At 64.4% G+C, this 25,737-nt stretch carries 25 protein-coding genes; 11 read left to right on the top strand and 14 right to left on the bottom strand.

The window, feature by feature from the left end; translation table 11 throughout:
* Positions 1-130: 130 nt before the first annotated feature.
* The 8 genes from ABJF88_02735 to ABJF88_02700 all read left to right on the top strand — a co-directional run bounded on the left by ABJF88_02735 (position 131) and on the right by ABJF88_02700 (position 8,537).
* Positions 131-1,723 carry a T9SS type A sorting domain-containing protein gene (locus tag ABJF88_02735; GenBank protein ID MEP0545821.1) on the top strand — a complete coding sequence of 531 codons (1,593 nt, stop codon included), beginning with the start codon at positions 131-133 and terminating at the stop codon, positions 1,721-1,723.
* Positions 1,724-1,929: 206 nt separating this feature from the next.
* Positions 1,930-3,180 (top strand): ABC transporter permease, encoded by a 1,251-nt coding sequence (locus ABJF88_02730; GenBank protein MEP0545820.1) that lies wholly within the window; start codon positions 1,930-1,932, stop codon positions 3,178-3,180.
* A gap of 38 nt (positions 3,181-3,218) precedes the next feature.
* The gene (locus ABJF88_02725) at positions 3,219-3,698 is read left to right on the top strand and encodes a peroxiredoxin (GenBank protein ID MEP0545819.1); all 480 of its coding nucleotides are present in this window, start codon (positions 3,219-3,221) and stop codon (positions 3,696-3,698) included.
* A gap of 2 nt (positions 3,699-3,700) precedes the next feature.
* Positions 3,701-3,979, top strand: coding sequence for a MoaD/ThiS family protein (locus ABJF88_02720; protein ID MEP0545818.1), 279 nt, complete (start codon positions 3,701-3,703; stop codon positions 3,977-3,979).
* A gap of 245 nt (positions 3,980-4,224) precedes the next feature.
* The gene (locus ABJF88_02715; protein MEP0545817.1) at positions 4,225-4,614 is read left to right on the top strand and encodes a molybdenum cofactor biosynthesis protein MoaE; all 390 of its coding nucleotides are present in this window, start codon (positions 4,225-4,227) and stop codon (positions 4,612-4,614) included.
* Positions 4,615-4,649: 35 nt separating this feature from the next.
* The gene (gene pta, locus ABJF88_02710) at positions 4,650-5,630 is read left to right on the top strand and encodes a phosphate acetyltransferase (protein MEP0545816.1); all 981 of its coding nucleotides are present in this window, start codon (positions 4,650-4,652) and stop codon (positions 5,628-5,630) included.
* A gap of 2 nt (positions 5,631-5,632) precedes the next feature.
* Positions 5,633-6,988 (top strand): mechanosensitive ion channel family protein, encoded by a 1,356-nt coding sequence (locus ABJF88_02705; GenBank protein ID MEP0545815.1) that lies wholly within the window; start codon positions 5,633-5,635, stop codon positions 6,986-6,988.
* A 76-nt stretch (positions 6,989-7,064) separates the two neighbouring features.
* The gene (locus tag ABJF88_02700; GenBank protein MEP0545814.1) at positions 7,065-8,537 is read left to right on the top strand and encodes a hypothetical protein; all 1,473 of its coding nucleotides are present in this window, start codon (positions 7,065-7,067) and stop codon (positions 8,535-8,537) included.
* On the opposite strand, the gene ABJF88_02695 is transcribed toward ABJF88_02700, so the two are convergent.
* The 6 genes from ABJF88_02695 to ABJF88_02670 all read right to left on the bottom strand — a co-directional run bounded on the left by ABJF88_02695 (position 8,486) and on the right by ABJF88_02670 (position 13,968).
* Positions 8,486-8,983 carry an RES family NAD+ phosphorylase gene (locus ABJF88_02695; protein MEP0545813.1) on the bottom strand — a complete coding sequence of 166 codons (498 nt, stop codon included), beginning with the start codon at positions 8,981-8,983 and terminating at the stop codon, positions 8,486-8,488. The two genes, ABJF88_02700 and ABJF88_02695, sit on opposite strands and share 52 nt — an antisense overlap.
* Positions 8,984-8,989: 6 nt before the next feature.
* Positions 8,990-9,394: an antitoxin Xre/MbcA/ParS toxin-binding domain-containing protein gene (locus tag ABJF88_02690; GenBank protein MEP0545812.1), complete on the bottom strand. Its 405-nt coding sequence runs from the start codon at positions 9,392-9,394 to the stop codon at positions 8,990-8,992.
* A gap of 86 nt (positions 9,395-9,480) precedes the next feature.
* The gene (locus ABJF88_02685) at positions 9,481-10,476 is read right to left on the bottom strand and encodes a phosphoribosylaminoimidazolesuccinocarboxamide synthase (GenBank protein ID MEP0545811.1); all 996 of its coding nucleotides are present in this window, start codon (positions 10,474-10,476) and stop codon (positions 9,481-9,483) included.
* Positions 10,477-10,520: 44 nt separating this feature from the next.
* Positions 10,521-11,531, bottom strand: a complete 1,011-nt coding sequence (locus ABJF88_02680) for a LacI family DNA-binding transcriptional regulator (GenBank protein MEP0545810.1) — start codon at positions 11,529-11,531, stop codon at positions 10,521-10,523.
* 43 nt (positions 11,532-11,574) lie between these two features.
* Complete coding sequence (locus ABJF88_02675) at positions 11,575-12,453, bottom strand: PfkB family carbohydrate kinase (GenBank protein MEP0545809.1); 879 nt, start codon at positions 12,451-12,453, stop codon at positions 11,575-11,577.
* A gap of 129 nt (positions 12,454-12,582) precedes the next feature.
* On the bottom strand, positions 12,583-13,968 hold the full coding sequence (locus tag ABJF88_02670) for a DUF2254 domain-containing protein (protein MEP0545808.1): 1,386 nt from the start codon (positions 13,966-13,968) through the stop codon (positions 12,583-12,585).
* 153 nt (positions 13,969-14,121) lie between these two features.
* Between ABJF88_02670 and ABJF88_02665 the strand changes: the two genes are divergently transcribed.
* The 3 genes from ABJF88_02665 (at position 14,122) to miaA (ending at position 17,631) form a co-directional block, all read left to right on the top strand.
* Positions 14,122-15,078, top strand: a complete 957-nt coding sequence (locus ABJF88_02665) for a tyrosine-type recombinase/integrase (protein ID MEP0545807.1) — start codon at positions 14,122-14,124, stop codon at positions 15,076-15,078.
* Between the two features lie 14 nt (positions 15,079-15,092).
* Positions 15,093-16,643 carry an NAD(P)/FAD-dependent oxidoreductase gene (locus tag ABJF88_02660; GenBank protein ID MEP0545806.1) on the top strand — a complete coding sequence of 517 codons (1,551 nt, stop codon included), beginning with the start codon at positions 15,093-15,095 and terminating at the stop codon, positions 16,641-16,643.
* Between the two features lie 70 nt (positions 16,644-16,713).
* Positions 16,714-17,631 (top strand): tRNA (adenosine(37)-N6)-dimethylallyltransferase MiaA, encoded by a 918-nt coding sequence (gene miaA / locus ABJF88_02655; protein ID MEP0545805.1) that lies wholly within the window; start codon positions 16,714-16,716, stop codon positions 17,629-17,631.
* Between the two features lie 5 nt (positions 17,632-17,636).
* Here the strand turns inward: miaA and ABJF88_02650 are convergent, their stop codons facing one another.
* The 8 genes from ABJF88_02650 to ABJF88_02615 all read right to left on the bottom strand — a co-directional run bounded on the left by ABJF88_02650 (position 17,637) and on the right by ABJF88_02615 (position 25,712).
* Positions 17,637-19,361: a class I SAM-dependent methyltransferase gene (locus ABJF88_02650; protein ID MEP0545804.1), complete on the bottom strand. Its 1,725-nt coding sequence runs from the start codon at positions 19,359-19,361 to the stop codon at positions 17,637-17,639.
* Between the two features lie 155 nt (positions 19,362-19,516).
* Entirely contained in the window at positions 19,517-19,936 is a 420-nt protein-coding gene (locus tag ABJF88_02645) for an ATP-binding protein (protein ID MEP0545803.1), read from the bottom strand.
* A 4-nt stretch (positions 19,937-19,940) separates the two neighbouring features.
* Positions 19,941-20,891: a glycosyltransferase gene (locus tag ABJF88_02640; protein MEP0545802.1), complete on the bottom strand. Its 951-nt coding sequence runs from the start codon at positions 20,889-20,891 to the stop codon at positions 19,941-19,943.
* A 1-nt stretch (position 20,892) separates the two neighbouring features.
* On the bottom strand, positions 20,893-21,966 hold the full coding sequence (locus tag ABJF88_02635) for a Xaa-Pro peptidase family protein (GenBank protein MEP0545801.1): 1,074 nt from the start codon (positions 21,964-21,966) through the stop codon (positions 20,893-20,895).
* Between the two features lie 16 nt (positions 21,967-21,982).
* Positions 21,983-23,446 carry an IMP dehydrogenase gene (gene guaB / locus ABJF88_02630; protein ID MEP0545800.1) on the bottom strand — a complete coding sequence of 488 codons (1,464 nt, stop codon included), beginning with the start codon at positions 23,444-23,446 and terminating at the stop codon, positions 21,983-21,985.
* Positions 23,447-23,469: 23 nt separating this feature from the next.
* A complete protein-coding gene (locus tag ABJF88_02625; GenBank protein MEP0545799.1) occupies positions 23,470-24,324 on the bottom strand; it encodes a pseudouridine synthase in 855 nt (284 codons plus the stop codon).
* Positions 24,302-24,946, bottom strand: coding sequence for an SMC-Scp complex subunit ScpB (gene scpB, locus ABJF88_02620; GenBank protein MEP0545798.1), 645 nt, complete (start codon positions 24,944-24,946; stop codon positions 24,302-24,304). Before scpB ends, ABJF88_02625 begins: the two co-directional genes overlap by 23 nt.
* Positions 24,939-25,712 (bottom strand): segregation/condensation protein A, encoded by a 774-nt coding sequence (locus ABJF88_02615; GenBank protein ID MEP0545797.1) that lies wholly within the window; start codon positions 25,710-25,712, stop codon positions 24,939-24,941. Before ABJF88_02615 ends, scpB begins: the two co-directional genes overlap by 8 nt.
* Between the last annotated feature and the right edge of the window lie 25 nt (positions 25,713-25,737).

Below are 25,737 nucleotides of genomic sequence, written 5' to 3'. Positions count from 1 at the left end.
AGATACGGGCGGCGAAGCGCTTCCACCGACGACGCGCGGCACCGGGCGGGAGATCCATCGGCGCTTCAACCCACGCGAAAACCTCCGGCAGGCTGTATGTTGCGACGTTCCGCTTTCGACCGTGTCGATGATGCCTCGCAGACTGCATATCGTATCCCTCGTGCTTGGGCTGTGCCTCGCGCTCGGCAGCACAACCGTGCACGCGCAACTCATGGTTGAGCCGTTGGATCTCAATGTGGCCGTGGAGCAAGAGACGACGGCGACGCGTAGCGTCACGCTCACCAACGCGGGGGAGGAACCGCTCACCTTCTGCGTCACCTTCGACCGGCCATTGCAGCGGCGGAGTCCGGTGCTACGACTTAGTGAACAGGCGACGGGCGAATTACCCTGCGGGACCTACGGCGAGGTGCTCTACTACTTCGACGAGGACGATCTCGGGAGTGGGTGGGGACCTTCCGGCGTCGTGATGACGCCCGAAGGTCGTCTCTTTACTACTGAATTGAGTGCTCTCCATCGGACGTTCGAGTTCACCCCCGACCTTACTCTCGTCCGCTCATTCGAGAACCCCACTGTCGCAGAACTCACGCCGTTCGCTGGCACGATAGGGATAGGCTATGACACCGAGAGCGGCACGCTCTGGTGGATGAACCTCGAACGTGAGAATGGGAGCGGAAGCCGCACGCGCCGCGTGCTGCTCCTCGAAGGCGACCTCACCGGCCGCCGCATCGAGATTGCCCCGCCCGATGACCCCATTGACGACTTCAGTCCTGGCGGTCTTGCCTACGACCCCAGCACCGATCACTTCCTCTTCTCGGCGGTGCTCGGCGACGGCGAGAACCGCGACAACTGGCAATTCTGGGCCGTGGACCGCGACGGTACCGTGCCCGAGGGCTACCCCGTTCGCCCAGAGCCTTATCCCGATGGCATCTTCAACATCATTGACGCCCATGGGGGCGCAGAAGGTGGCCCCGACGGCGTGCGGATCGAGTACGGGGTGTACCCGCCGGGAGCGCTTGGCTTCAGCCGGATTGCGGTCGTGGATCGGTGGGGCAACGACGAAGGCGAGGAGCTGGAGACGCCGGTGCCGCCGGTGCTCTTGGAGGCGGGCGGCGCCGGTCCGCGGGGGAACCCGCTCCGTAGTCGTATCGACCCCAACGGCATGATGTACATGACGTTCAACAACTTCAACCACAGAGGTATCGTCGGCGTCCGTCCGCACCCGCTCCCGCCGTCGTGGCTTGTGGTAAACTCGGACGCGGGGTCGGAGGGGGCGTGGGACGGGACGCTGGCGCCGGGCGCGAGCCGCGAGATCGCGCTGACGTTCCGAGCAGGAGCGCGTGCCGTGGGCGACTACACCTCGGCGCTGCAGGCGTTCGTTGCGGCGACGGGTGAAGCCGTCGAGGTACCGCTCTCGCTGACGGTGACGCAGGGGACGGGTGCCGAGGACGCGGGAGCCGAACCTGCGGTGTCGAGCCTGTCGGTGTACCCGAATCCGGCGCGTGCTTCGGCAACGGTGGCGCTCACGCTTGACGCGGCAGCCAACGCGCGGGTCGTGGTCTACGACGTGCTCGGACGGGCGGTGGCGATGCTCGCCGATGGAGCGCTCGGCGCGGGGACGCACGAACTGATGCTCGACGGGCGCGGGCTGCCGGTAGGGGTGTACGTCGTCCGCGTCGTCGGCGACGGGCTCGCGCTCACGCATCGGCTGACGCTGCTGCGGTAGCTATACTGTCATTGCGAGGAGCGTAGCGACGCGGCAATCTTCTTCAGGCTACGACGGCGGTCGCTTGTGGCCCTTCTGCTGATGCAGGGAGATTGCCGCGTCAGCCTTCGGCCTCCTCGCAATGACAGGGAAGGAATGGGGAGACGCAGCCCTCAGCGGCTCGGCGGATGCGGTACCTTTCGGGCCTCCTTCGCCGACCGCTCCGCATGGCCGCTCGCTCCTCTGCCTCCTTCCAGCGCTTCGTCGCGCTCCGCTACCTGCGCGGGGCGCAGGGCCGCGATGAGGGGCGGCGCTTCCTCCGTTTCGTCACGTACGCCGCGATTGGCGGCGTGGCGCTCGGCGTGGCGGCGCTCCTGCTCTCGCTGATGATCGTGCGCGGGTTCAGCCGCGAGATCGAGGAGAAGATCGTCGGGTTCGGCGCGCACGTACGCGTCGAGAGCTACGTCGACCAGCCGCTCACCGACGACACGCTCGCGACGAGCCTCGCCCGGCTGCCTGGCGTCGCGCGCGTCACGCCCGTCGTGGACGAGTTCGCCCTGCTCCGCTCGAAGTCGGGGATCGACGGGGCTGTCGTGACGGGGACGGTCGAGGGGCGGCAGGACTTCCTCGCCGAGCAGGTGCAGGAGGGCACGTTCACGTTTGCGCCCGACTCGGCGGGTCGGCCCGGCGTGGTGATCGGCCGAGCGCTCGCCGACCTGCTCGCCGTCGAGGTCGGCGGCCAGCTCACGGCGTTTTCGATGCGGGAGGTAGGCGCGGCGACCTTCGCCCGGCCGCGCGTCCGCGCCTTCCACGTCGCCGGCATCTACGAAACCGGCCTCGCCGACTTCGACGAGGTGTTTGCCTACACTGACCTCGAAGCTGCCCGCGCGCTCTTCGGCTACGCCGACGATCAGGTCACCCGGTTCGACCTCCAACTCGACGACCTCGACCGCGCCGACGCCACGGCCGAGGCCATCAACGAGGCGTACGGCGTGCCGGTCTACGCCCGGTCCATCTTCCAGGTGCAGCAGAACCTGTTCGCGTGGGTGAACCTCCAGCAGAGCGTCGTCCCGCTCGTGATCGGCGTGATCGTGCTCGTGGCGGCGTTCAACATCATCGGAACCCTGCTGATGGTGACACTCGAGAAGACGCGCGAGATCGGGATCATCCTCTCGATGGGGTGCCCGGCAGACGGCGTGAAGCGACTGTTCGTGTGGCTCGGCTTCCTCATCGGTGTCGTCGGGACGGGGCTGGGGATGGGGCTGGCGCTCGTGCTCGCCCTCCTGCAACTGGAGTTCGGGCTGATCCCGCTCCCGCAAGAGGCGTACTACATCGACACGGCGCCGGTAGAACTCAGCGCGTTCGACTTCGTACTGGTAGCCGTCGTGTCGCTCGCGCTGTGCACGCTGTCGGCGTACCTCCCGGCCCGCGTCGCCTCCCGCGTCGATCCCGTTCGGTCGATCCGCTTCGCGCAGTGACTCCACCCTTCCCTCTCACCCATCTCCACTCCCCGAACATGGCTATCGAAACCGGGCAGCAAGCCCCCGACTTCACCCTCTACACCGACAAGAACGAGGCGTTCACGCTCTCCGAGATGCGCGACGGCAAGAGCACGGTGCTCCTGTTCTTCCCCGGCGCGTTCACCGGCGTCTGCACCGCCGAGATGTGCTCCGTTAACGACGACCTCTCACGCTATCAGGACCTCGATGCCCAGGTCGTTGGCATCTCGACGGACTCGCCGTTCGTGCTGAGCGAGTTCAAAAAGCGCTATGACCTCGGCTTCCCGCTCCTCAGCGACCACAACGCCCAGGTCAGCGAGCAGTACGGCGCGAAGTACCACAACGACTTCACCGACATGAAGCTCGACCGGATCTCGAAGCGGTCCGCATTCGTGATCGACGCCGACGGCGAGGTGAAGTACGCCGAGGTACTGGAGAACGCAGGCAAGCAGCCCGATTTCGAAGCGATCCAGCAGGCACTTCGCGATCTCCAGTAGCCATGTCCCACGGCGAGGCCGACGCGGCCGAACAGATCGGCGTGCATGTGTTGTTCTTCAGCGTGCTCCGCGAGCGCGTCGGGGCGGGCGCGGTGGCGGTGTCGCTGCCCGCGCCCGCGACAGGCAATGTGTTGCTGGACCGGCTGATCGAACGCTACCCCGCGCTCGCTGACTTCCGCCCCGTCGTCCGCCTCGCCGTGAACCAACAGTACGTTGCTGGCGAAACAGCTTTGCACGACGGGGACGAAGTCGCGCTCCTCACCCCGACGAGTGGTGGCTGACAGCGCCTGCTGTATTGCGAAGCCTCAGCTGAGCAGTACCGTGATACCTTCTAACGTGTCATCCCGAGCGCAGTCGAGGAACCCCGGAGGGCTCGGCGAAGCCCATCTCTCCTCGGCACGACGTTGCTCGTCACAGATCCTTCGGCAAGCTCAGGATGACACAAGAGAGGGCTTCTCAACAAAGTAAGAACGCTTCCGCCGAGCGCCGCGACGCGCAGCGGTGGTGCGCGCTTCGTACCGGCCCGCTGCCGGTGGGGGAGGTGTCCGCTTTCCTCGCTGCGCCCGAAGCGGGCGGCCTCAGCCTGTTCGTCGGGACGACGCGGCAGTGGACGGGGGAGCGGGAGACGGTGCGGCTGTGGTACGAAGCGTACGAGCCCATGGCGCTCGCCGAACTCGGCCATCTCGCCGACGAAGCGGCCGAGCGGTGGCCCGTCGCGCGGTGTTGCCTGCTCCACCGGCTCGGCGAGGTGCCGGTCGCCGAGTCGAGCGTCGTCGTCGGTGTGGCGACGCCGCACCGGGCGGAGGCGTTCGCCGCGTGCCGGTGGCTCATCGATACCTTGAAAGAGCGCGTGCCGATCTGGAAGCGCGAGACGTTCGCCGACGGCTCCGAGGCGTGGGTCCGCCCGCACGGGTAGCGCTGCTGCCCTTAACTAAATTATCCGTTATTGCAATGATCGACCTCCTCTCTCGCGCCAAGAAGCTGAACAAGCGCATCGTCCTTCCCGAAGGCGAGGACCCCCGCACGATCCGCGCCGCCCACACGATCGTTGAGCAGGGGATCGCTCGGCCCGTGCTCCTCGGCAACGAAGAGCGCATCCGCGCCACGTCCGCCGAGATCGGCGTGACGCTCCCGCACACCGTCCCGATCATCGACCCGTCTCGGACGGAGCGGGCGACGGAGTACGCGCAGGAGCTGTTTCAACTCCGCAAGCATAAAGGGATGACGTACGAGCAGGCGCGCGAAACCGCGCAGGACGTGCTCTACTTCGGCGATCTCATGGTGCGTCGGGGCGAGGCCGACGGCTGCGTCGCCGGCGCGGCGCACCCGACGCCGGACGTGCTCCGCGCCGCGATCCACTGCATCGGCGTCGACGAGCACTCGGCGCTCGTGTCGAGTTTCTTCCTCATGATCCTGCCCGACGGACGGCCCGTCACGTTCGCCGACTGCGGCGTCGTGCCGACGCCCGACGTCGATCAACTCGCCTCGATTGGCATCGACGCGGCGCGGTCGCACAAGCTGCTCACGGGCGAGGAGCCCCGTGTCGCGTTCCTCTCGTTCTCAACGAAGGGCAGCGCCGACGACGAGGCGGTGACGCACGTGCAGCAGGCGACGGCGAAAGCGCAGGCTCGCCGTCCCGATCTCGCGATCGACGGCGAGCTGCAGTTCGACGCGGCGTTCGTGCCGTCGGTCGGCGAGCGGAAAGCGCCGGGCTCGGATGTGGCCGGGCACGCAAACGTGTTCGTCTTTCCGACGCTCGACGCGGGCAACATCGGGTACAAAATCGCCCAGCGCGTCGGCGGCGCTGAGGCGTTCGGGCCGATTCTGCAAGGCCTGAAGAAGCCCGCCAACGACCTCTCCCGCGGCGCCGATGCCGAGGACATCGTCAACGTCGTAGCGATCACGGCGATTCTCGCCGGGCAAGAGGACTGACGATGCCTTCCCGCCGCACCACCACACGCCGCACGACGCAGCAGTCGGGTCGCCGAAGCCGTCGGCGGATCCGCTCCGCCGTAAGCGGCCGGGCGCGGCGGCTCCGCACCGTGGGGTCGGCGAAGGCCGGGGCCGAGCGAAGCCTGCGTGGCTTCCGGCAGGCGACGGTCCTCGCCGTGGCGATCACGAGCCTGCTCGTCTTCTTCGTTCCCGACGCCGGTGAAGGCGCGACCCCACAGCAGCCCGATGCCACGCTCGATACGCTTGTCGTTGACAGCGTCGGGACGGGCACCATGGCCGCCACGCCAGCGATGGCGGATTCCGCCGTCGTCGCGCCGGAGTTCCGCGCCGATTCGCTCGCGCGCGAGACGACGACGCGCGCGCGGCAGGCCTTCACCGACATCTGGTACGTCCTCGTCCGCAGCCTGCCGAAGCTGATCGTCGCGTTTCTGATCCTGTTTCTGGCGTGGCTGATCGTGCGGCTTATCCGGCCGCTCGTCCGCCGCGTGCTCGGGCGCTGGGAGAAGGCGGCGGCGGTGACAGCGCTCTTCGGGATTGCCGTGTGGCTCATCGCGGTGAGCATCGCGGTCGGGGTAATCGCGGGCGACTTCCGGGCGCTTCTCGGCTCTCTCGGGCTCGTCGGCCTCGCACTGTCGTGGGCGCTGCAGACCCCGATCGAGAGCTTCACCGGCTGGCTGCTCAACTCGTTTCAGGGCTACTACCGCGTTGGCGACCGGATCGCAGTGGGGGAAGTGTTCGGCGACGTGTACCGGATCGACTTCCTCACGACGACGGTGTGGGAATACGGCGGCCCGGACCGCCCGCCCAGCTTCATTCAGGCCGAACAGGCGACGGGGCGGCTCATTACGTTCCCGAATAACGAGGTGCTGACGGGCAGCATCGTGAACTACACGCGCGACTTCGACTTCGTGTGGGACGAGTTGTCGATCTCGATCGCGCCAGAGTCCGACGTGCGCTACGCCGCCGGCGTCGCCGAGCGCGTGGCGCACGGGCTGCTGCACGACTACATGGTGGCCCCGGCTGCGCGTTACCGTGAAATCCTCCAGCGCGCCGGGTTACCCGACAGCGTGGCGGAGGACCCGACGCTCTATTTCTCGATGACGGATTGGAGCATCAACCTCACCGTGCGCTACCTCGTCGGGGCGCGGGAGCGGCGGAAGTGGAAGAGCGAGCTTGTCGCGCTGCTCGTCGAGGAGTTCGGCCGGCCCGAGCACGCGGACAAAATCCTGACGGTGTACCCGCGTCAGCAGCTCCAACTCGTGGAGGCCGACGGGACGATCACTCGCTGGCCCGTTGGCCGAGACGGCACGGGGTCGCCACCGAGCGAGTCCGCGTGACCGCTCCGAGTGTATATGCCGACGCTGGAGGGCTGCGGCCTCCGAAGTAATGTTGTCCGTTATTGCATCATCTTTTATGCCTTCCCCACCACGCCCGGTCGCAGACCGCGCCATTTTTGCCGGGCTGTGTGCGGCCATCGTGGTCTCGCGGCTGCCTTTCCTGAGCACGGCGAGCGCAGGCCTGGACCCTGACGCGTGGCGGATCGCCCTCGCCGCCCGTCACCTCGCGACGACGGGGGAGTATCTCGCCTCACGGTTCCCGTCGTACCCCGTGCATGAAATTGGGAGTGCACTCGGGTGGGCGCTGGGCGGGCTCGGCGGCCTGAATGGGCTGACGATCCTGTTCTCGGGCATCGCAGCAGGATTCTTCGGGCTGATTCTGCGACGACTTGAAGTAAAAGGCTATCTGCTCGGCGGACTCGCGTTCGCGTTCGTGCCGGTGGTCTACATCAACAGTCTGTTCGCGATGGACTACGTGTGGAGCCTGGCCATCGTGCTCGGCAGTCTGTACTTCGCGTTACGCGAGCAGCCTGGGATCGCAGGTGTGGGGTTGGGGCTTGCCATCGGCACTCGCCTCACGGCGGGTGCGATGGTGATCCCACTCGTATGGCTGCTCGCGATGGGAGGGAGGCCGCGGGAGGACCGGACCGCGGGGCGAAACGTACTCCACTTTGCTTTTGTCGCGTCAGTCGTGGCGGGCCTCTGCTACCTTCCGCCTCTGCTCGTGTATGGCCCCGACTTCCTCCGATTTTACGATGGTGCCCTCCCGCTCCGAATCGCCGTGCATCGCGCGACGCTCGACGTGTGGGGCGAGATTGGATTCGCCGCGGTCGGGGCGGCGGTGCTGTGGGCGCTCGTTCGCCCCCGACCGCTCGCAGCGCCCCGGCGGCATGTCGAGTGGGCGCTGCTCGGTGGAATCGGGCTGTATGCGATGGCCTTCGTCCGGCTTCCTCTCGAGTCGGGATACCTCATGCCTGTCGTCCCGCTCGGGCTGGCGTGGCTCGGGCTCCGGCTTCCGGACCGAGGCTTCGGCGCGCTTTGCATCGCACTACTTCTTTCTCCTTTCCTGCTCGACCTCGAAGCGGATAGCTCGCTTCCGCCCGTGGCGATGGAGCCGGCATTCCCCCTCCATATCGGCTCAGGTGAAATGCGTTTGCTCGCCCTCGGCCCCGTGTTCACCGAGCGGGCCCGTGTCCAGCACGAGACGGATAGCCTGCGAGGGCTCGCCGACGCGCTTCGTGGCTTGCCTCGTCCCGCCATCGTGCTCGCCGACGGGCTTTCGGCGAAACTCGATGTAACGCTCGGCGATGACGCCGAAGGCCTCGTCATCGTGCCTTCGCTCGACTGGCTCTGGGAGGAGCGTGCGGCCGATCCACTCTCCCTGCGTTGGCCCTCTACCGAGCCCACGTCCCGGTGGCCCCTCTACGTACTCCCAGGCGTCGAGCCCCCGAGCGGAAGCGACCCACGCCTCGCGGGCCGGCGACCGATCCCCGTCCCTTACCCCGCTGCGTCGAGGAAGCGGCGGTCTACGTCGAGTCGTTCGGGCTGACCGATCGTCAGCTCGGCGAAGTCGGGATGCGCGGGGTTGAGCAGGAAGTTCGGCTCGGCGGGCAGGATCACGCTCGGCACGCGCAGTATGGCTGAGCGCTCCCCGCGTGCCCACGCATCGCCGATTTCCTGGGTGGAGGATGGGGCCGGGTGCGCCTGCCAACCCTCCGGCAGCCGGTCCTCGCTGAGTGTCTCGACGAATCGCACGTCGAACGTGACGGGGATGAGGACGTAGTGGCCGAGCAGCCGCGTCGATTCCGCGTGGACGAGGATTTCGAGCAGGGCGAGGGAACGCGACCCTGCCGTGTACGCCACTGCCGTACCCCGGCTGTTCCACCGCCCGCCGTAGCGCCGCGCGCCTTCGCCACTGAACGCCCCGCCACCGGCTGCGCGGTCATCGGCGTAGCGGGCCTGCGTGATGCGCCATGCCGTAATTGGGTCCGGCATGCGGGCTTACACGAAAACGCCGTGCGCGAGGCGACCGAGCAGGTCTTCCACCTCCCGTGCGCCGGGCTCGGTGTCGGCGTAATCGAGCGGGCTCTGGCCGCCGAGCGCAGTGTTCGGGGCCTTCAGCCATCGCCGGGCCTCGGCCTCGCCCATCAGCACGTCAGTGGCGATCTCGTAGAGCCGAGCGATCCGGAGCAAGCGCTCGCTCGTGTCGGGCGCGAGCGGCGCATCCTGTTTCTTACGGCGGGCGAGCGTCCGCGTCGAGACGCCGGTGAGGTGGGCGAGGGCGTCGGAGGCGAGGTCGAGGTGCTCGCGGAGCCGCTCGAAGGCACTCGGCGGGAGCCCGCGCTTCAGCCGCTCGATGAGGTCGTCGGTCGAGCGGGCCTCGAGGCCGATGGAGGTTCCGTGCATGGCGTCGTCCGGTGAGTGACACGTGGCATAATCAAGGGTGACACGTGGCACATTTGACGCATGATGGGTACGGCGGTTCCGCCGCGTCACACGCCGGGTACGACACCGGCGAGCGCCTCCCGAATCCGCGACTCGGGATCGGAGTGCGAATCGGGCTCGAACGGCTCTCCCGTCACGGTCTCAAAGAGCTCGATGTATCGCTTGGCGGCGAGCACGCGGAAGTCGTCGGGAAGGTCGGGCATGGTCTGGCCGTCCTTGCCCTGGAATCCCTGCTCCATCAGCCACTCGCGCACGAATTCCTTCGAGAGCTGGCGCTGCGGCTCGTCTCGGGCGAGGCGCTCCTCGTAACCCTCCGCGTAGAAATAGCGAGACGAATCGGGCGTGTGCACCTCGTCGATCAGCACGACATCACCCTGCGCATCGAACCCGAACTCGTACTTCGTGTCGACGAGGATGAGGCCGCGTTCGGCCGCGAGTTCGCTTCCCCGTTTGAAGAGCCGCAGCGCGAAGGACGCGATCCGGTCGAAAACAGTGGCATCCATCAGTCCGCGCTCAATAATCGCTTCGCGGGAGATGTCCTCGTCGTGGCCTTCGGCCGCTTTGGTGGCTGGCGTGAGGATCGGTCGGGTGAAGCGGCTGTTCTGTCGGAGCCCGTCGGGCAGCGTGACGCCGCACAGCGTTCGGCCGCCATCGCGGTAGACCCGCCAGGCGTGACCGGCGAGGTAGCCGCGCACGACGAACTCGATCGGGATCGGCTCGCAGGCGAGGGCCACGGTCACGTTCGGATCCGGCACCGAAAGCACGTGGTTCGGGACGATGTCGTGCGTGGCGCGGAAGAAGTGCGCGGCGAGCTGGTTCAGCACCTGCCCTTTGAACGGGATCGGGCGCGGCAGGATGTGGTCGAAGGCCGAGATCCGGTCCGTTGTGACGAGCACGAGCCGGCCGTCTCCGGTGCGGTACGTGTCGCGGACTTTGCCCCGATAGCGCTTGCCGAGCGTGCCGAGTTCGGTCTCGACGAGGCAGTGATCGAGCTGGTTTCGGAGGAGCGTGTCGAGCGAATCAATGGAGCGGGACGGCATCATCGGGGTGGCTGGTCGGCGGGGCTGTAAGATACCGCCGGACCCTGTTACGACAGCTCGGGCGCGCTGCTGCTACGGACGATCAACTCGGGCTCGATCGATTCCGAAATCCGCTCCTCCGTGGTCGCCTCCATGCGGTGGAGAAGCCGTTTCGTAGCGCGGTGCCCAACATCGTACATCTTCTGATCGACGGTGGAGAGCCCGAGGAAGCGGCTGAGCTTGAGGTTGTCGTACCCGATGAGGGCAACGTCCTGCGGGACCCGTTTCCCCATGTCTCGGAGGGCCGCCCACGCGCCAAACGCCTGCACGTCCGACGAGGCGCAGATCGCGGTGGGCGGGTCGGCAAGCTCCATCAGCTTGTGAATCGCTTCGGAGCCTGCCTCCTCACTGAACCCCGCGTGCTTGGTGGTGTCACCGGTCACGACGAGGTCGGGGTCGAAGGGGAGCCCGGCTGCTTCGAGCCCGCGCCGGTACCCGTGGACCCGGCTCTCGACGTTGTGATCCCACGGGTGCGCGGCGATGAACCCAATGCGCTCGTGCCCCTGCGCGGTGAGATGCGCGAGGGCACGCTCCGAGCCCGCCACCTCGTCCCAGAAATAGGAGTCGAACGCATCGCGGCGGGAGCCGACGAGCACGATCGGCGCGTGGAGCTTCGAGAGCTCGCTTTCGAGCTCGTCGTCGACGGGCAGCGAGATCACCATGAGGGCATCGACGGCGCCGCGTTGGAGGAAGCGCCCGAGGGTGTGGTACGGTGCGGTCGAGCCAAGATTGCAGAGGAGGAGGTCGATGTCGTGCATCCGTAGCTCATCCTTGATCCCCTTCAGCACCTCGACGAAGAACAGCGACGTGAACGAAGGCATCGCGACGGCGAGCGAGTGCGTCTGCTGCTGCGCGAGGGTTCGGGCGGTCCGCTGCGGCCGGAACTTCAGCTTTTCGATGGCCGCTTCCACCTTCTCTCGGGTCGCCTCCGACACCTCGCTCGACCCGTTGAGCACACGGGAGACCGTGGAGATCGCCACGCCGGCTTCGCTGGCTACGTCGTAGATCGTTCGCTTCATGAGTTTCGAGGGTGAGGTAAGGAGGGTGGCGGGCTTAAACTAATTAATGAGTCTCTTGCCTGGACCAGTCGAAATTAAAGAAAACGGTCTCTCCTTCTTTCGTGCCGTTCCGTATGCCCTCCGTTACGAACCGTTTAGCTTCCTGGAGCGCTTCTTCCGTCGTCTTGCCGTCCGTCATCCCCCGGAGCGCCGCAATTGCGAACGCGCTGGAAGCCGCCTCGCACGGCCCGTCGGTGAGGTGCGGCGCTTCGAAGAGTGCGAACGACTCCCCGTCAAAATAGAGGTCGGCGTTGAATGGCGCCTCGGGATCGGAAGAGGGGAGACCCTGTTCCGTCTCGAAGAACCGGGCAGGGAGGGGGCCGCATTTTATGACGACGGCCCGTGCGCCCTGACGGACCAGCCGTTGCGCGGCGACCTGAGCGTCGTCGAGTGACGCAATCTCCCCGCCGCTCAACGGCTCGGCGTCCGACCGGCTGATGACCACAAGGTCCGGCACCGCGAGGCGATCCATCACGACGTCGATACCGCGGCTCGTGAGCACGGTCTCGCCGTGCCGCCCGCTGAGTTGGAGGTCGAGGAGCACAGGCCCGTCGAATGCTTCTGCGAAGGTCAACACCGCATCGGCCGAGCCGTGGGACGACAGCACACCGATCTTCAGCGCGCTTGGCCGGACCGTCGCGGCGAGGTGCTCGAGTTGAGCGCGGACCGTGTCTTCGGGGACATCCGTGGCATCAGTCGTCGTGCCGTGGCCAGCCATGAGGAGGAGGGTGCAGACAGGGTACGCCACGCCGCCGAGCGAGCGGGCGGCAGCGAGGTCGGCGGCCAGTCCGCGCTCGACACTGGGATAGAGCGCGCCAACAGCAATCGGGCGGAACGACCGAGAAGCAGCGGAGGGGTTCGGGTGGTTCGAGGCAGGAAGCATGAGCAGAGGATCGGGAAAGCGAAAGAAGATAGCGTGTTACCGGCCGGGAGTGGAGTCGATGCGGTATTGCTGTTATTGCACTAACCAAGAATTAAACTGGTAGCAAAGTGCCACTGAAGGCACAGCACGTCAGCCTGCGAAGTCTTGGGGGAGGTTCGGGACGCGTTGCAGCGAGGCGCTGTCGTCGTCGGTATTCCCCCAAACGGTGGCCATCGTGATACGGAACTGGGTTTCGACTCGAGTCAGGTCGCTCTCGTGCGTGAGGTGATGGAGTGCGTCAGTATAGATCGCGTGCGCGTGGCGGCTCAGCGTGTCGCGATTCTGTGGGATCGTCACGCGCTGGCCGACCGACTCGATGCTCTGTAGCAGGCGGACGACGATTTCTACCATCCCGCGACCGTATTCGCGCAGTGGGTCGAACGCCGCATCCATAAACTCCTCGAACGTCGCGGGTTGGAACACGAGTCGCAACGTGCCGCCATCATCGTAACGATACGCTGAGGGCACATCCTCCGCAGCCAGTCGGCTAAACGCGGCCGTCAGCCAATCGATGCAGGTGATCGCCGTAAACGGGTCGTTGATGCCGGGCGATATCGCGCGCGCAGCCACTTCGACGAGTTGCTGGACCAGCGAGATGACGTCTTGCGAATCCGTCCTCCGCATGCCAAGCAAGAAGGTGCCGACGAGCTGCTTAGCGACGTGGGCGTCGTCAGCCGCACGGCCGAGCACGCGGAGGAGTTCGCCATCGTCAACGACGAAATCCCCCGGCCGCGACTGGACGCGGATGAGCAGGTCGTGCTTTGCCGCGAGTGCTACAAGGCGGGCGTCGTTGACCACCTGGACGTACCCGGCCCGTCGCGAGCGGATCGTCACGGCGCGGTCGCTGAAATCCTCAGGGAGATCCCGCCATTTGCCGCCGTCCACGGCATAAGCGGGCTGCGCGGCCGACGATTGCAGCGAGTCAATCCGGTGGTTGAGCGTCTGGCTCACCTGATGGATGACGTACGAGACGCGGATCGTCTGCGACACGTGGTGAATGAAGTAGATCAGCACGCCGACCGAAAGGATCGCGAGGACGAGTCCGACGATAATCGCGAGGTGCGGGACAAACGAAGCCGACTCCGAACCGCGGATAGTCCGCAGGATGAGCAGGCAGTATAGAAAGGTCGAGGTGTACGTGCCGAGCACGAACTGATTGCCGCGGTCCCGCATGAACCCCGCGATGAGCCGGGGTCCGTATTGCGAGGACGCGAGGCTGAGCGCCGCGATCGTAATGGAGAACGTCACGCCGGCGACGGAGATCACCGAGCCCGCGATCGTAGACAGCATCGCGCGGGCCCCTTCAGGCTCGTTCGCGTAAAGCCAGGGGATGTCGTCGATCCAACCCCGTCCGAGTCGGATGTCGATGCTGACCAGAATGATGGAGAGCGTGAAAGCTGCTACGGCCATCAGCGACGGAATGAACCAGTAGCTCGCACGGACGCGGCGGAGGAGTTCGAGAAAGCGTAGATACACAGGCACACGGGGAAGCCGAGGAGTGAAGCCTAAAGCACGGCTCACCGAATGGTTTCGAGGCGACGAGGCCCAGGGGTAGGAAAAAACAGCATATTGCCTTGTACCCGTGATAACCCTTATTATCACACCTTAACTTCCAACCCTCATCCTGCCATGACAGACCACGCCATCACGAGCCTCGTCGCCTCCGGCGGTGACATCGCCCCGCACGACCCCGCACTCGACGCTGACCTGCTGCCGGTCTACCTGCTTCGTTTCGATCGCGAGCAGACGCGGCGCGCATACCGCAACGACCTGTTGCAGTTGTTCGATGCAGAGTTTGTCACCCTGCGAATGGCACGGGCTATAACGTTCGTTCACCTCAACGCCTTCCTCCAGCATTTGCAAGAGTCGGGCTTGCGACCGAGTACACTCCAGAGAAAGGTATCAGCGATCAGGGGTTTTTATAGTTGGCTTGAAGCACTCGGACTCGTAGACGCCAATCCGGCGAACAAGCAACTCGTGCGCCGGATCGATAGAAATGCGAAGTCAAATACAACCATCACGGTTCTGACACAAGAGCAAGCCACTCGCCTCATCGAAGCCACGGCAGAGAACGGACAAGCTGCCGTTCGAGATAGGACGCTACTCCTCGTCATGATACACTGCGCGCTGCGCCGCTCGGAAGCCTCCGCGATGGATGTGCGCCACGTGCACACGACAGGCCCGTACTGGGTGCTCGACCTGCCGAGGACCAAAGGCGGATCGGATGAATACGTAAAAATTCCAGCTCACGTCGTCGAGGCCATTGAGGACATGCGAGCGCATTACGGTATCGAATCGGGACCGCTGTGGCGGTCGTTGAGCCGAAACGACAGCCGAGGAAACCGCCTCTCCCCCGATGGTATTTATGGCGTCGTACGCCGGACGGCAAGCCGCGCCGGCCTCGATGCGACCGTCGGGGCCCACACACTTCGACATACGGGCTGCACCCTGGCTATCGAGGCGGGCGCCACGCTGCAACAGGTGCAGACGCACGCACGCCATAAGCGACTCGAAACGACGATGGGTTACATCCACCAGCGCGACAAGCTGCGCGACAGCGCTGCCGACTACATTAAACTCTCTTGAAACGAACGTGTTAAATGACTAGCGAGTCGACGGATTACGATGTCATCATCATTGGGGCAGGTCATAATGCGCTGATTTCAGCAGCCTATTTGGCACAAACCGGCCACAAGGTGGCCGTCTTCGAACGCAGGGATATCGCAGGAGGAGCTGTTTCTACTAAAGAGATTGTTCCTGGTTACCAGTTTGATCTAGGAGGCAGTGCCCACATCCTCATCAGGCTTACGCCTATCGTTGAAGAATTAAAACTTAATAATTACGGGCTAGAATATATCGATATAGACCCATTGTTTTATGCTCCTTTTTTAGATGAAGACGGCGTCTTCTTCTACAGGGATGCGGATCGCACGGCACATCATCTTGAGGAGAAATTTCCAGGGGAAGGTGAGGCTTATCGGCGCTTCGTCAGCGATTGGCTACCCTTTGCCCGCACCGTGCGGGATGTGTTTTTGGCAGTTCCTGGCCCCTTACAATTAGGGCATAAAATGATAGCTAGCCCGAGCGGAAACATGGCTTGGCAGCAGCAACTGAGCATGATCCTGCAGCCCTACGGGAGCGTCGTCGACCAATACTTCAAAGAAGAGAAAATCAAAGCACCCTTGACGTGGATGGCAGCGCAGTCCGGGCCGCCGCCCACGGAGCCTATGACCGCACCATTCCTGCTGTGGCATCCGCTGTACCACGAAGGTGGCATGGCGCGGCCCCGCGGCGGATCGGGGATGCTGACACAAGCGCTCCAACGCCACATTGAGGCACACGGGGGCGACGTATTCCTCTCATCACCGGTGGAAGAGATCCTGTTCAGTGGGCGAACGGCCAAGGGGGTTCGAGTACACGGCGAAGCGTACACCTCTAAGGCCGTCCTGTCCGGAACGCACATTCTGGAGACTATCGAGCGACTCATGCCGGAGTCGCTCCGCCCTCAGCCGAAGCACGAGTACCGTGTAGGTAATGGGTTTGGTGCGGTATTGCGCCTGGCGCTCTCGGAGCCCATCAGATATTCGTCGCATCCAGGCGACGACGCCCGCGTTGCGATGCAGTTGATCTGCAGGGACCGACAACATATCCAGAACGCATACGCGGATTACTTAAAGGGGTATCCCGCCACCGACCCGCCTATCGTCAGCATGAGTTTCAGTGCTGTTGACGACTCCTTGGCTCCGCCGGGCGGCGAAGTGCTCTGGCTGTGGGCTCAGTACTTCCCGTACGAACTGGCAGACGGACAGTCTTGGGACACAATCGGGGATCGCGTAGCCGATGACATCTTGACTTCGTTCGAGAAGTACGCCCCAGGCACGCGAGACAAAGTCGTCGGGCAGCTCTTCCAGCACCCGCTCTGGCTGGAACGTGAGCTCGGTCTCTTCCGGGGAAACGTGATGCACTTAGAGATGGGGCTCGACCAGATGTTCATGATGCGACCCAGCGTGGAAATGAGTGGATATCGTAGCCATTTAGACGGCCTCTACCTGACCGGCGCGAGCACGCATCCCGGCGGGGGAATTATGGGCGCCTCAGGTCGTAACGCCGCTCGTGTCATCATGCAGGACTTGCAGCCGACGCTGTATTGATCGAGAGCCTGGCCGAGACTAAGAACGGGTGCCCCAGTACGTTCGGAGACTACGATCTACTGATCCAATAATGTCAAAATCTGCACCAGTCATACCTGCCCTCATCGGGCCTACGGCCGTCGGGAAAACAGAGCTCAGCATAGGTCTTGCAGAGCGAATGGACGGAGAGATTGTCTCGGCCGACAGTCGGCAAATTTATAGGCAACTATCTATAGGAACGGCGAAGCCTGACCATAAACACCTCCAGCGGGTCCCTCATCATTTCATCGACGAGTTGGATATCTCAGAGCCATTCTCTGCGGGTCGCTTCGCACAGGCCGCTACTGAGCGGATAGATCAGATACTGAAGCGCGGCAAAATCCCCATCGTCGTAGGTGGTTCGACACTTTACATCGAAGCGCTGCTGCATGGCCTAGCTGAGATCCCACCTACGACGACTGCCACAAGGACGGCCTTGATGGATCGACTCGATCGTGAAGGTGAGGACATCCTTTTTCAAGAACTGCAGGCGGTCGACCCGGACAGCGCGGCCATGATGGACGCGACGAAAACGCAGCGGGTCGTTCGCGCACTAGAGGTCTACATCGATACGGGGCAGCCGCTCTCTTCGTATCACGAAGAGAAGACGGTATCCCGGCACCGCTTTGCCCCGCGCGTTCTAACGCGCCCCCGGGTGGAACTCTACGACCGGATTAATCGGCGCGTGGATGAGATGCTCGATCGCGGGTTGGTCGAAGAGAATCGCAGCCTGCAACCGTATGTAAACGAGCGGACGCCAAACCCCCTGAGAACGATCGGCTACCGGGAGCCCCTCGCCTATCTCCGAGGCGAGATCGGATTCGAGGAGATGGTGCGGCTCATCAAGCGCAACTCTCGGAGGTATGCGAAGCGACAACTGACGTGGTTCCGTCGCCACGGCGAGTATGTGTGGTTCGATATTTCGCAGGGGAATGCAATGGATGATATTAGTGCTGAGACATTGCAATAACAGATTCAGGCGAGCACAAAAAGGACCTGCTTGTGCAACAGCCGCCCGCGCCTCGATTCAAAGTTGACTTCGAAACCCGCGTCCGCAAACGCTCTTCTCCACGCCGCACTGGATTTGAAGTGGAGGTGCTCCTCTTGCTGACTCATCCGCCCCCCCGATCGCAAGCGATTCGCCAACCGATCCGCGAAGGGTAGCCACCGTTCATCGAAGCTGTTTTCAGCCACAGACTCGAGCACAGCGACGCGTCCACCCACTTTCGTGACCCGTCTCACCTCACGGAGCACCTCCCCCGGCTCTTCCGCGTGATGCAGCACGAATACGAGCAGCGTCACATCGAACGCATCCGGCTCGAAGGGCAGTCGGTGACCGTCATAGAGCGTCAGCGGCATCGAGGTTCGATTGAAATCGACCACGTCCGTTAGCGTGACTACGTTGCCCGGATCTTCCGCGGCCCCTTCCCCTACGTACCCCTCCCCCGCCCCGAGATCAAGTATCCGCGCTGGAGACTGGAGGTGTGGGCGTATGCGACGCCACTTCCTCCGAGCCCGATATCGCATGATGACAGGCAGCAAAAGAAGCGAAAGCGCGACACCCCACAGCGCTGCCGCTCCTCCCCACCCGATCACAACCGACATCCAATACGGACGATCGCCGGCAGTATACAAGAGATAGGTCCCGAGGGAAGCCACGGAGAGCCAGAGCCAGCCTGCCGCAACAAACGAAGCGGTCGGCCCTGTGCCCTTCTCAATCGCGAGCGGGATAAGCGCGAGCACACTCAACAAGTACCACGGGTGCACCGTCGTCGCAGTGAGCCACAAGAGACCGACCGCGGCTAGCCACGCCCAAGCGATCGGCCGCCGCGAGCGCCGATCTACTACGAAGATGCAAATGGTACCGAGTATAAATACGTAACGCAGTAAAGGACCAAGCGCCTTACTCCAGTCTGCGCCAGCCCCGGCTAATCCTATCGTCTTCAATGTGAAATAAGGGCCTGCATTGAACTCGAATAACCGAACGTATAAATCGAGGGACTGCGCTACGTTAGAGAGGACCGATGGGGCGGCGTATGGGAAGCACAGTGCGACCGTGACAGCACCTGCGGCCCACACGTGACGCCACCCCGCACGGCGAAGCAGGAAAGGCAAGAGCAGAAGTGGATACAGCTTGAACCACCCTGCCGCCGTGAGTGCTGCAACTGCTGAGGCAGGGCGTCCGAAACGATAGAAGTAGAGGGCGAGGAGCATGAAGCCGACCATCCCGCCCTCGGTGTGTGCTTGCCCCGCAATCTCGATAAGTACGAGCGGGTGCCAAGCGTAAAGCAACAGGGAGCGGGCCGTTACCATCCGGCTCAGTGCCCAGATGCCAGTGCACTCGATGACTACGAATATCCCTTTGATCGCGAACCACGAACTTTGCCAACTGCTTCCACCGACGAAGCTGCCGAGCAGAAAGACGAGTTGGGAAGACGGTGGGTAAACGGAGTAATAGGGCGTCGAATTCAGGCGACCCAACAACCCGGGGGCATCCATCACGCGCGAAGAGACCTCGGCGGGGATGGTCAGGTAGGGGTTGAGACCCATAAGCTGAAGCCAACCATCCCACACGTAGCGGAAGCCGTCATCGGACAACGTGGGGAGGAGCGGAAAGGCTGCGAGGCGGAACAGGGCTGCGAAGAACAGCACCTCGCCCGTCGTCACATCGTCGCGTTTCCAGGCGTAGCCGATCAGCACCGCCACCAAGAGTCCAGATCCTACGAATGTCCACCGAGCCGACGAATCTCCGCTCGGTTCGGCTGCGCTCACGACGAAGACGACCACGGACGCGACGAGCAGCGCGCGGTGAAGCCACCAGGTCCTCTCCCGGGGCTTACCCCACCAGCGGGACGTCATGACGACGGAGCATCATCGACTTCGCGCCACATCATGCACAGGCGACGTCCCGAAGACTCTAACCACACGCGATCTGCAAGGGATTTCATGATGAAAAGCCCGCGGCCACTCGTGTCAAACGGATCATTCGGGAGCTGGGCGTGCTCAAGACGCTCGACGGGCACCCCGGGACCTTCGTCCTCCACACACAGTCGCACCTCACCGTCTCCTTTCGCGCACTCGACGACGACCTGTTTTTTCGGATCGAGTCGGTTTCCGTGACCGGCGGCGTTCGCTACCGCTTCGCCGACGACGAGGAGCAGTGCTTCCCGGATCGAGTCCGAAAGGCCGAATTGCTCCGCCGTGCTCATGACGAAAGCAGAGGCATCGGCGGCGGCGTCCCGCGTGCTGGGGAAAACCTGTACTCGTACGTCCATCGTGTCAGGAAGGTGAGACCGAGTTGCGGAACGCCTCGGCAATCGAGGCGGCGAGCACGTAGCGAATAACCACGTCGCTCATTGGAGGTGGCGCGTACGGGAGGAGGCGGCGGAGGGGTGCAACGAGGCCCGGCTTCAACGCCCACCGCTTTAGCGAGGCCTCCCAGGAGCGGGGCTGGCTCGGTGAATCTACGAAATCGACCTTTGCTGCCGCAGCGAGGCCGGGATGCTTTGCAAGGAGGGCCGGCAGGTTGTCGCGCCCGAACTCCCGGAGCTTACGCAGGCGTCCATCGAGATCGCCGTGGTCGTAGTGATGGACGACCGGCCGGTCGGAGAAACGGAGCGCATCGGGGTAGCGCTGGGCAAGGCGATATGCGAAGTCCAGATCTTCTCCGTACGAAAACTGCTCATCGAAGCCTCCGACGGCAGCGACGGCCGCCGCTTTGACCGACGTATAGCCGATGATGAAGTAGCGGAACGGCAATGGCTTCCCCGGCCCCACGCCCGCTGCCCCACGACGTGATCGGAGGTAGCGGTGATACGGATTGGCCAAGTCGAGGTCTTCCAGGATAGGATTCGACACGACGCCAATCACGTCAGGATCGCTGTGGGCGATGGCATGCTGCCGCACGAAGTCCGGCTCAGGTCGCATGTCCGCATCGAGAAACAAGAGCACCTCGCCCGTTGCCGCAGCGATTCCCGTGTTGCGCGCCGCAGCACGCCCGCGGTTTCGGGAGTGACGCAGCACCTGCATGGTCGCCCCCGCCATCGAAGAGAGCAACTCGGCCGTGTCGTCCGACGACCCGTCGTCGACGAGCAGCCACTCTGCAGAGGTGTCCTGGCTGAGCCACGAAGGCAGCGTCGTTTGAAGCACCCCGGACGCGTTATAGATCGGGACGATAACAGAGACGCTGGGGAGTTCTCGGTCGCTCGGCACGGGCGGACGAATAGTCACGCTAGAGTATGAGCAAATCTTTGGGCGTTTGCGTGAGCACTTCCGGTCCGTCTGCTCGCGCCACGACCATGTCTTCGATCCGAATTCCGAACCGCTCCGGGAGGTAAACGCCCGGCTCGACAGTGACAACGGCATTTGTGGGCAGCACGTCGTCCGAATTATGGGAGAGCCGAGGCCACTCGTGCACTTGCAACCCGACGCCGTGACCGAGCCCGTGGGAGAAGTAGTCTCCGAGCCCAGCGTTGGCGATCACATCGCGCGCGACGGCATCAACCGCTCGGCACGAAGCACCGGCGCGGACCGATGCGACGGCTTGCCGCTGCGCATCGAGCACAACGGCATACGCCCGCTGCATCGCTGCATCGGGCTCACCGATAGCGACCGTGCGTGTCATGTCGGACGCATAGCCCTCGAGCACGCAGCCCATGTCGATCACGACGAACTCGCCCGGCCGTAGCGTTTTGCTCGACGCGCGGGCGTGCGGCAGTGCGCCCCGCAGCCCCGACGCCACGATGGGATCGAACGACATCGCCGACGCGCCGCGCCGGAGGTGCTGGTACACGATCTCCGCCGCGAGGTCTTGCTCGGATACGCCCGGCCCGATCTGGGGCAGCAGCGCGTCGAACACGTCTTCCGTCACCGCCTGCGCACGCCGGATCGCGTGGATTTCCTCCTCTGTTTTCGATGCGACGAGCTCCTGTAGGAAGCCGGAGACTGGCTCGAATGCGACGCCAGGAAACCGATCGCGTAGCCGGTCGAACTCGGAGACCGTGACGTGATCGGCCTGCACGGCGACCGTCCGAGCCGTCCCGAAGAGCCCTTCGCGCTCGACGTGTTCGAGGAGGTTGTAGCCCGGAACGTGCACCGTCGCGTGCTCCACTTCCGACCGCGCCTGCACCGAATAGCGGCCGTCCGTAACGAAATGTGCCGCTTCCTCCGCAACGACGAGCAGGCCGTTCGAGCCGGAGAAGCCCACCGCCCACCGGATGTCCGGCAAGAACGTGACGAGCGCCGCGTCCGCCCCACGATCGCGGACGAGGCGTCGAATTGTGGAGAGGCGCGAAGAGTCAGACATAGCGGGCGGCGAGGGATCAGCTCCGGACGGAGTAGTTCGGGGCTTCCTCCGTGATCGTCACGTCATGCGGGTGACTCTCGCGGATACCCGAACCCGTGACGCGAACGAACTGCGCCCGTTCGTGCAGCGCCTCGATGTCGGCGCAGCCGCAGTACCCCATCGCCGCACGGAGGCCGCCGACCATCTGATAGACGATCTCCGAGAGGTCACCCTTGAACGGGACGCGGCCCTCGATGCCTTCGGGGACAAGCTTCCTGAGGTCGTCTTCGGCATCCTGGAAGTAGCGATCCTTGCTCCCAGCTTTCATCGCGCCAAGCGACCCCATGCCTCGGTAGTGCTTGTACTTCCGGCCTTCATAGAGCACCGTTTCGCCGGGACTCTCGGCCACGCCGGCGAACAGACCGCCGATCATGATCGTGTCGGCGCCGGCGGCGAGGGCTTTCGGGATGTCGCCGGTCTGCTTGATCCCACCGTCCGCGATCACCGGAACGTCGTACTTATGGGCCGCGGCAGCGCACTGCAGCACGGCCGTGAGTTGCGGCACGCCGACGCCCGCGACGACGCGCGTCGTGCAGATCGAGCCCGGTCCGATGCCGACTTTCACGGCGTCGGCACCGGCGAGGATGAGGTCTTCGGTGCCCTGCGCCGTCGCCACGTTTCCGGCCACGACCTCGAGCGTGCCGTACTCGCCTTTGACCCGCTCCACCATGCGGAGCACGCCTTCCGAATGGCCGTGCGCCGTGTCAATCGTAATGAAGTCGACGCCGGCTTCCACGAGGGCGGCGATGCGCTGGAGCGTGTCCGCCGTAATCCCAACTGCCGCTCCGACGCGGAGCCGCCCGTGCTCGTCCTTCGACGCGTTCGGGTGCTTCCGCTTCTTTTGAATGTCCTTGAACGTGATGAGACCCTTTAGGAAACCGGGGTCGTCCGTGACCGGCAGCTTCTCAATCTTGTGCTTTTGCAGGATCGCCTCGGCCTCTTCGAGCGTGGTCCCGACGGGCGCCGTGATCAGGGGCGCCTTCGTCATGATGCTCTTGAGCTGCGCCCCGCCGTCGGGTTCGAAGCGGAGGTCCCGGTTCGTGACGATCCCGACGAGCTTGTTCTCGCCGTCCACGACCGGAATTCCGCCGATGTGGTAGCGAGCCATGAGGGCGCGCGCTTTGTCGACGGTCGCGTCCGGCGGGAGCGTGATCGGATCGAGGATCATCCCGCTCTCGGACCGCTTGACGCGGCGGACTTCGGCGGCCTGCTGCTCGATCGTCATGTTCTTGTGCAGCACGCCGGCCCCGCCCTCACGGGCCATGGCGATCGCAAGATCGGACTCGGTGACGGTGTCCATCGCGGCCGAGAGGATTGGCACGTTGAGCGTGATGCCGCGCGTGAGCCGGGACCGCATCGTCACCGACCGGGGCATGACCTCGGAGCGGGCGGGGACGAGGAGGACGTCGTCGTAGGTGAGCCCTTCGAAGGCGATTTTCATTGCAATAACGGTTGTGTTCGTCCCTAAAAAGTCAGCTTCTTCAGACCTACCGAGCGCCGCAGCCGGTTGACTTCGCTCGGCGTCAGCCGCCGCCACTGGCCCCGCCGCACTTTGTCGACGGTGAGCCCGGCGTACTGCACGCGGTCGAGTCGATGTACGTCGTACCCAAGCGCTTCCATCATCCGGCGGATCTGCCGGTTGCGGCCTTCGTGCAGTGCGAGCCCGATCTCGCGCGGATCGTCCCCCACGTAGGTCGCTCGGTCGGCTTTTGCAAGCCCGTCTTCCAATTCGATCCCGGTACGGAGCTGTTCGAGATCGTGCGGCTTGACGGGGGACGAGGCGCGGACAAGATACAGCTTCTCGACGGCGTACCGGGGGTGCATGAGCCGGTGCGTGAGGTCGCCGTCGTTCGTGAGGAGGAGGGCTCCGGTCGTGTCGCGGTCGAGCCGGCCGACGGGGACGACGCCGTGCGCACGTGCCTCATCGTCGAGCAAATCCATCACGATGCCGCGGTCGCGGTCGTCGTCGACCGTCGTGATCGTGTCCTTCGGCTTGTTGAGCAGGACGTAGTCGAAGACCTGCTGCTGAATCACCTGGCCGTCGACTTCGACGCGCTGGCTCGGGTCCACCTTCGTTCCCATCTCCGTTACGACGACACCATCGACGGACACCTTGCCGGCGGCGATCAGCTCGTCCGCTTTCCGGCGCGAGGTGATTCCGGCCTGCGAGATGTAGCGGTTGAGGCGGACGGGCTCGTTGGGATCTGGGGCCGGAGCCGAGGCCCCTCCCTCCTCTCGCTCGCGGCGCTGCTTCATCTTGCGTCGGCGCGTGGACTCGGCGTCGGCACGGGGTTTCTTATTCGGTCGCCGGTTCGGCATGGGGGGTCAGCGCCTCGCGCTGGTCGGGATCGAGGTTGATGAGGAGTTCAGTACGCTCGTGGGTAAAGGCAGGATCGTTAAGAAGCTGCTCGATCTCGCGCGGGCGCGGCAGTTCGTCGAGCGCGGCAAGACCGAATTGTTCGAGGAAGAAGTCGGTCGTGCCGTAGAGGAGGGGCCGCCCAACGGCTTCACTCCGGCCGACGACGGTGACGAAGCGCTGCTCGAGCAGCTTCTTCAGCGCGTAGTCGGCGTCGACGCCGCGCACGAAGTCGACCTCGGGCTTGGTGACGGGTTGTTTATATGCAATAACGGCCAACGTTTCCAGGAGGGACCGGCTCAGCCGCCGCTCGTCCTCGGACGCGACGAACGCGCGCACGAAGGGCGCGACCTCGCGCACCGTCGCCATCCGGAAGCCCCCGGCCCACGACTCGATGCGGAATGCGCGCCCCGTCTCGCGGTATGAGTGGTTGAGGGCTTCGACCGCAGCTTCGACGGATGCGGCATCGGCCTCCTCACTCCCCGTGACCTCGGCATACACGGCCGCGACCGTCGCCGCGCTCACCGGCTCATCGGCAGCGAAGATCAGCGCTTCGGCGACACGTTCGAGGGTGGCGCTATCCATCGTGTAACTCCTTCAAGGCGTGGACAGCCGCGCCGAGCGATTCGTGCACGGGCGGCCTCTCCCCTGCTGCGAGCCAGAAATCTTCGCTCGAAACCCCGTCGACGATCCGGATTTCGTGCCGCTGCACGAGTTCGAGGATCGCTAAAAACGTCGTGATGACAAATGGCTTCGGGTGCTGTGCCACGAGGGACACGAACGATGTGCGCCCGTCCCGGACGCGGCGTAGCACGTACGCCTGCTGCTCCTCGACGGTGTAGTCGTAGCGCTGGACAGGATGCACGTAGGCTTCGGCCGGGGCCTCGGCGAGCACCCGTTTGAGCACGGAGATCAGATCGAAAACGGACACGCGGTAGCTCGTCTCGACCGTGTCGCTCAGTTCGGTTCGGACGTCCGACGCGGCCCCACGCACGTACTGCTCACCGCGTTGCTCGAAACGCTGTTCGAGGTGAGACGCCGCCTCTTTATAGCGCATGTATTCGAGCAACCGCCGGACGAGTTCGGCGCGCGGGTCGACCGGCTCGCCTTCGTCGTCGAGCTCGGGCCGGGGCAGCAGCATCTTGGCCTTGATCCCGATCAGGATTGCGGCCATGTAGATGAAGTCGGCGACGCCGTCGAGGTCCACCTCTTCGAGCACGCGCACGTAGGCGAGGTACTCGTCGGTGATGCGGGCGACGGGGATGTCGTGGATGTCCAGCTCATCGCGGCGGATGAAGAACAGGAGCAAGTCGAGCGGCCCCTCGAAGTTCTGTAGCTGGACGCGGTACATATCGAGTGACGAATTACGAGTAACG

This window comes from Rhodothermales bacterium (assembly GCA_039944855.1).
GTDB lineage: Bacteria > Bacteroidota > Rhodothermia > Rhodothermales > JANQRZ01 > JBBSMX01.
Note: the sequence above shows the minus strand (reverse complement) of the source record. Positions and strands in the feature narration are given on the sequence as shown.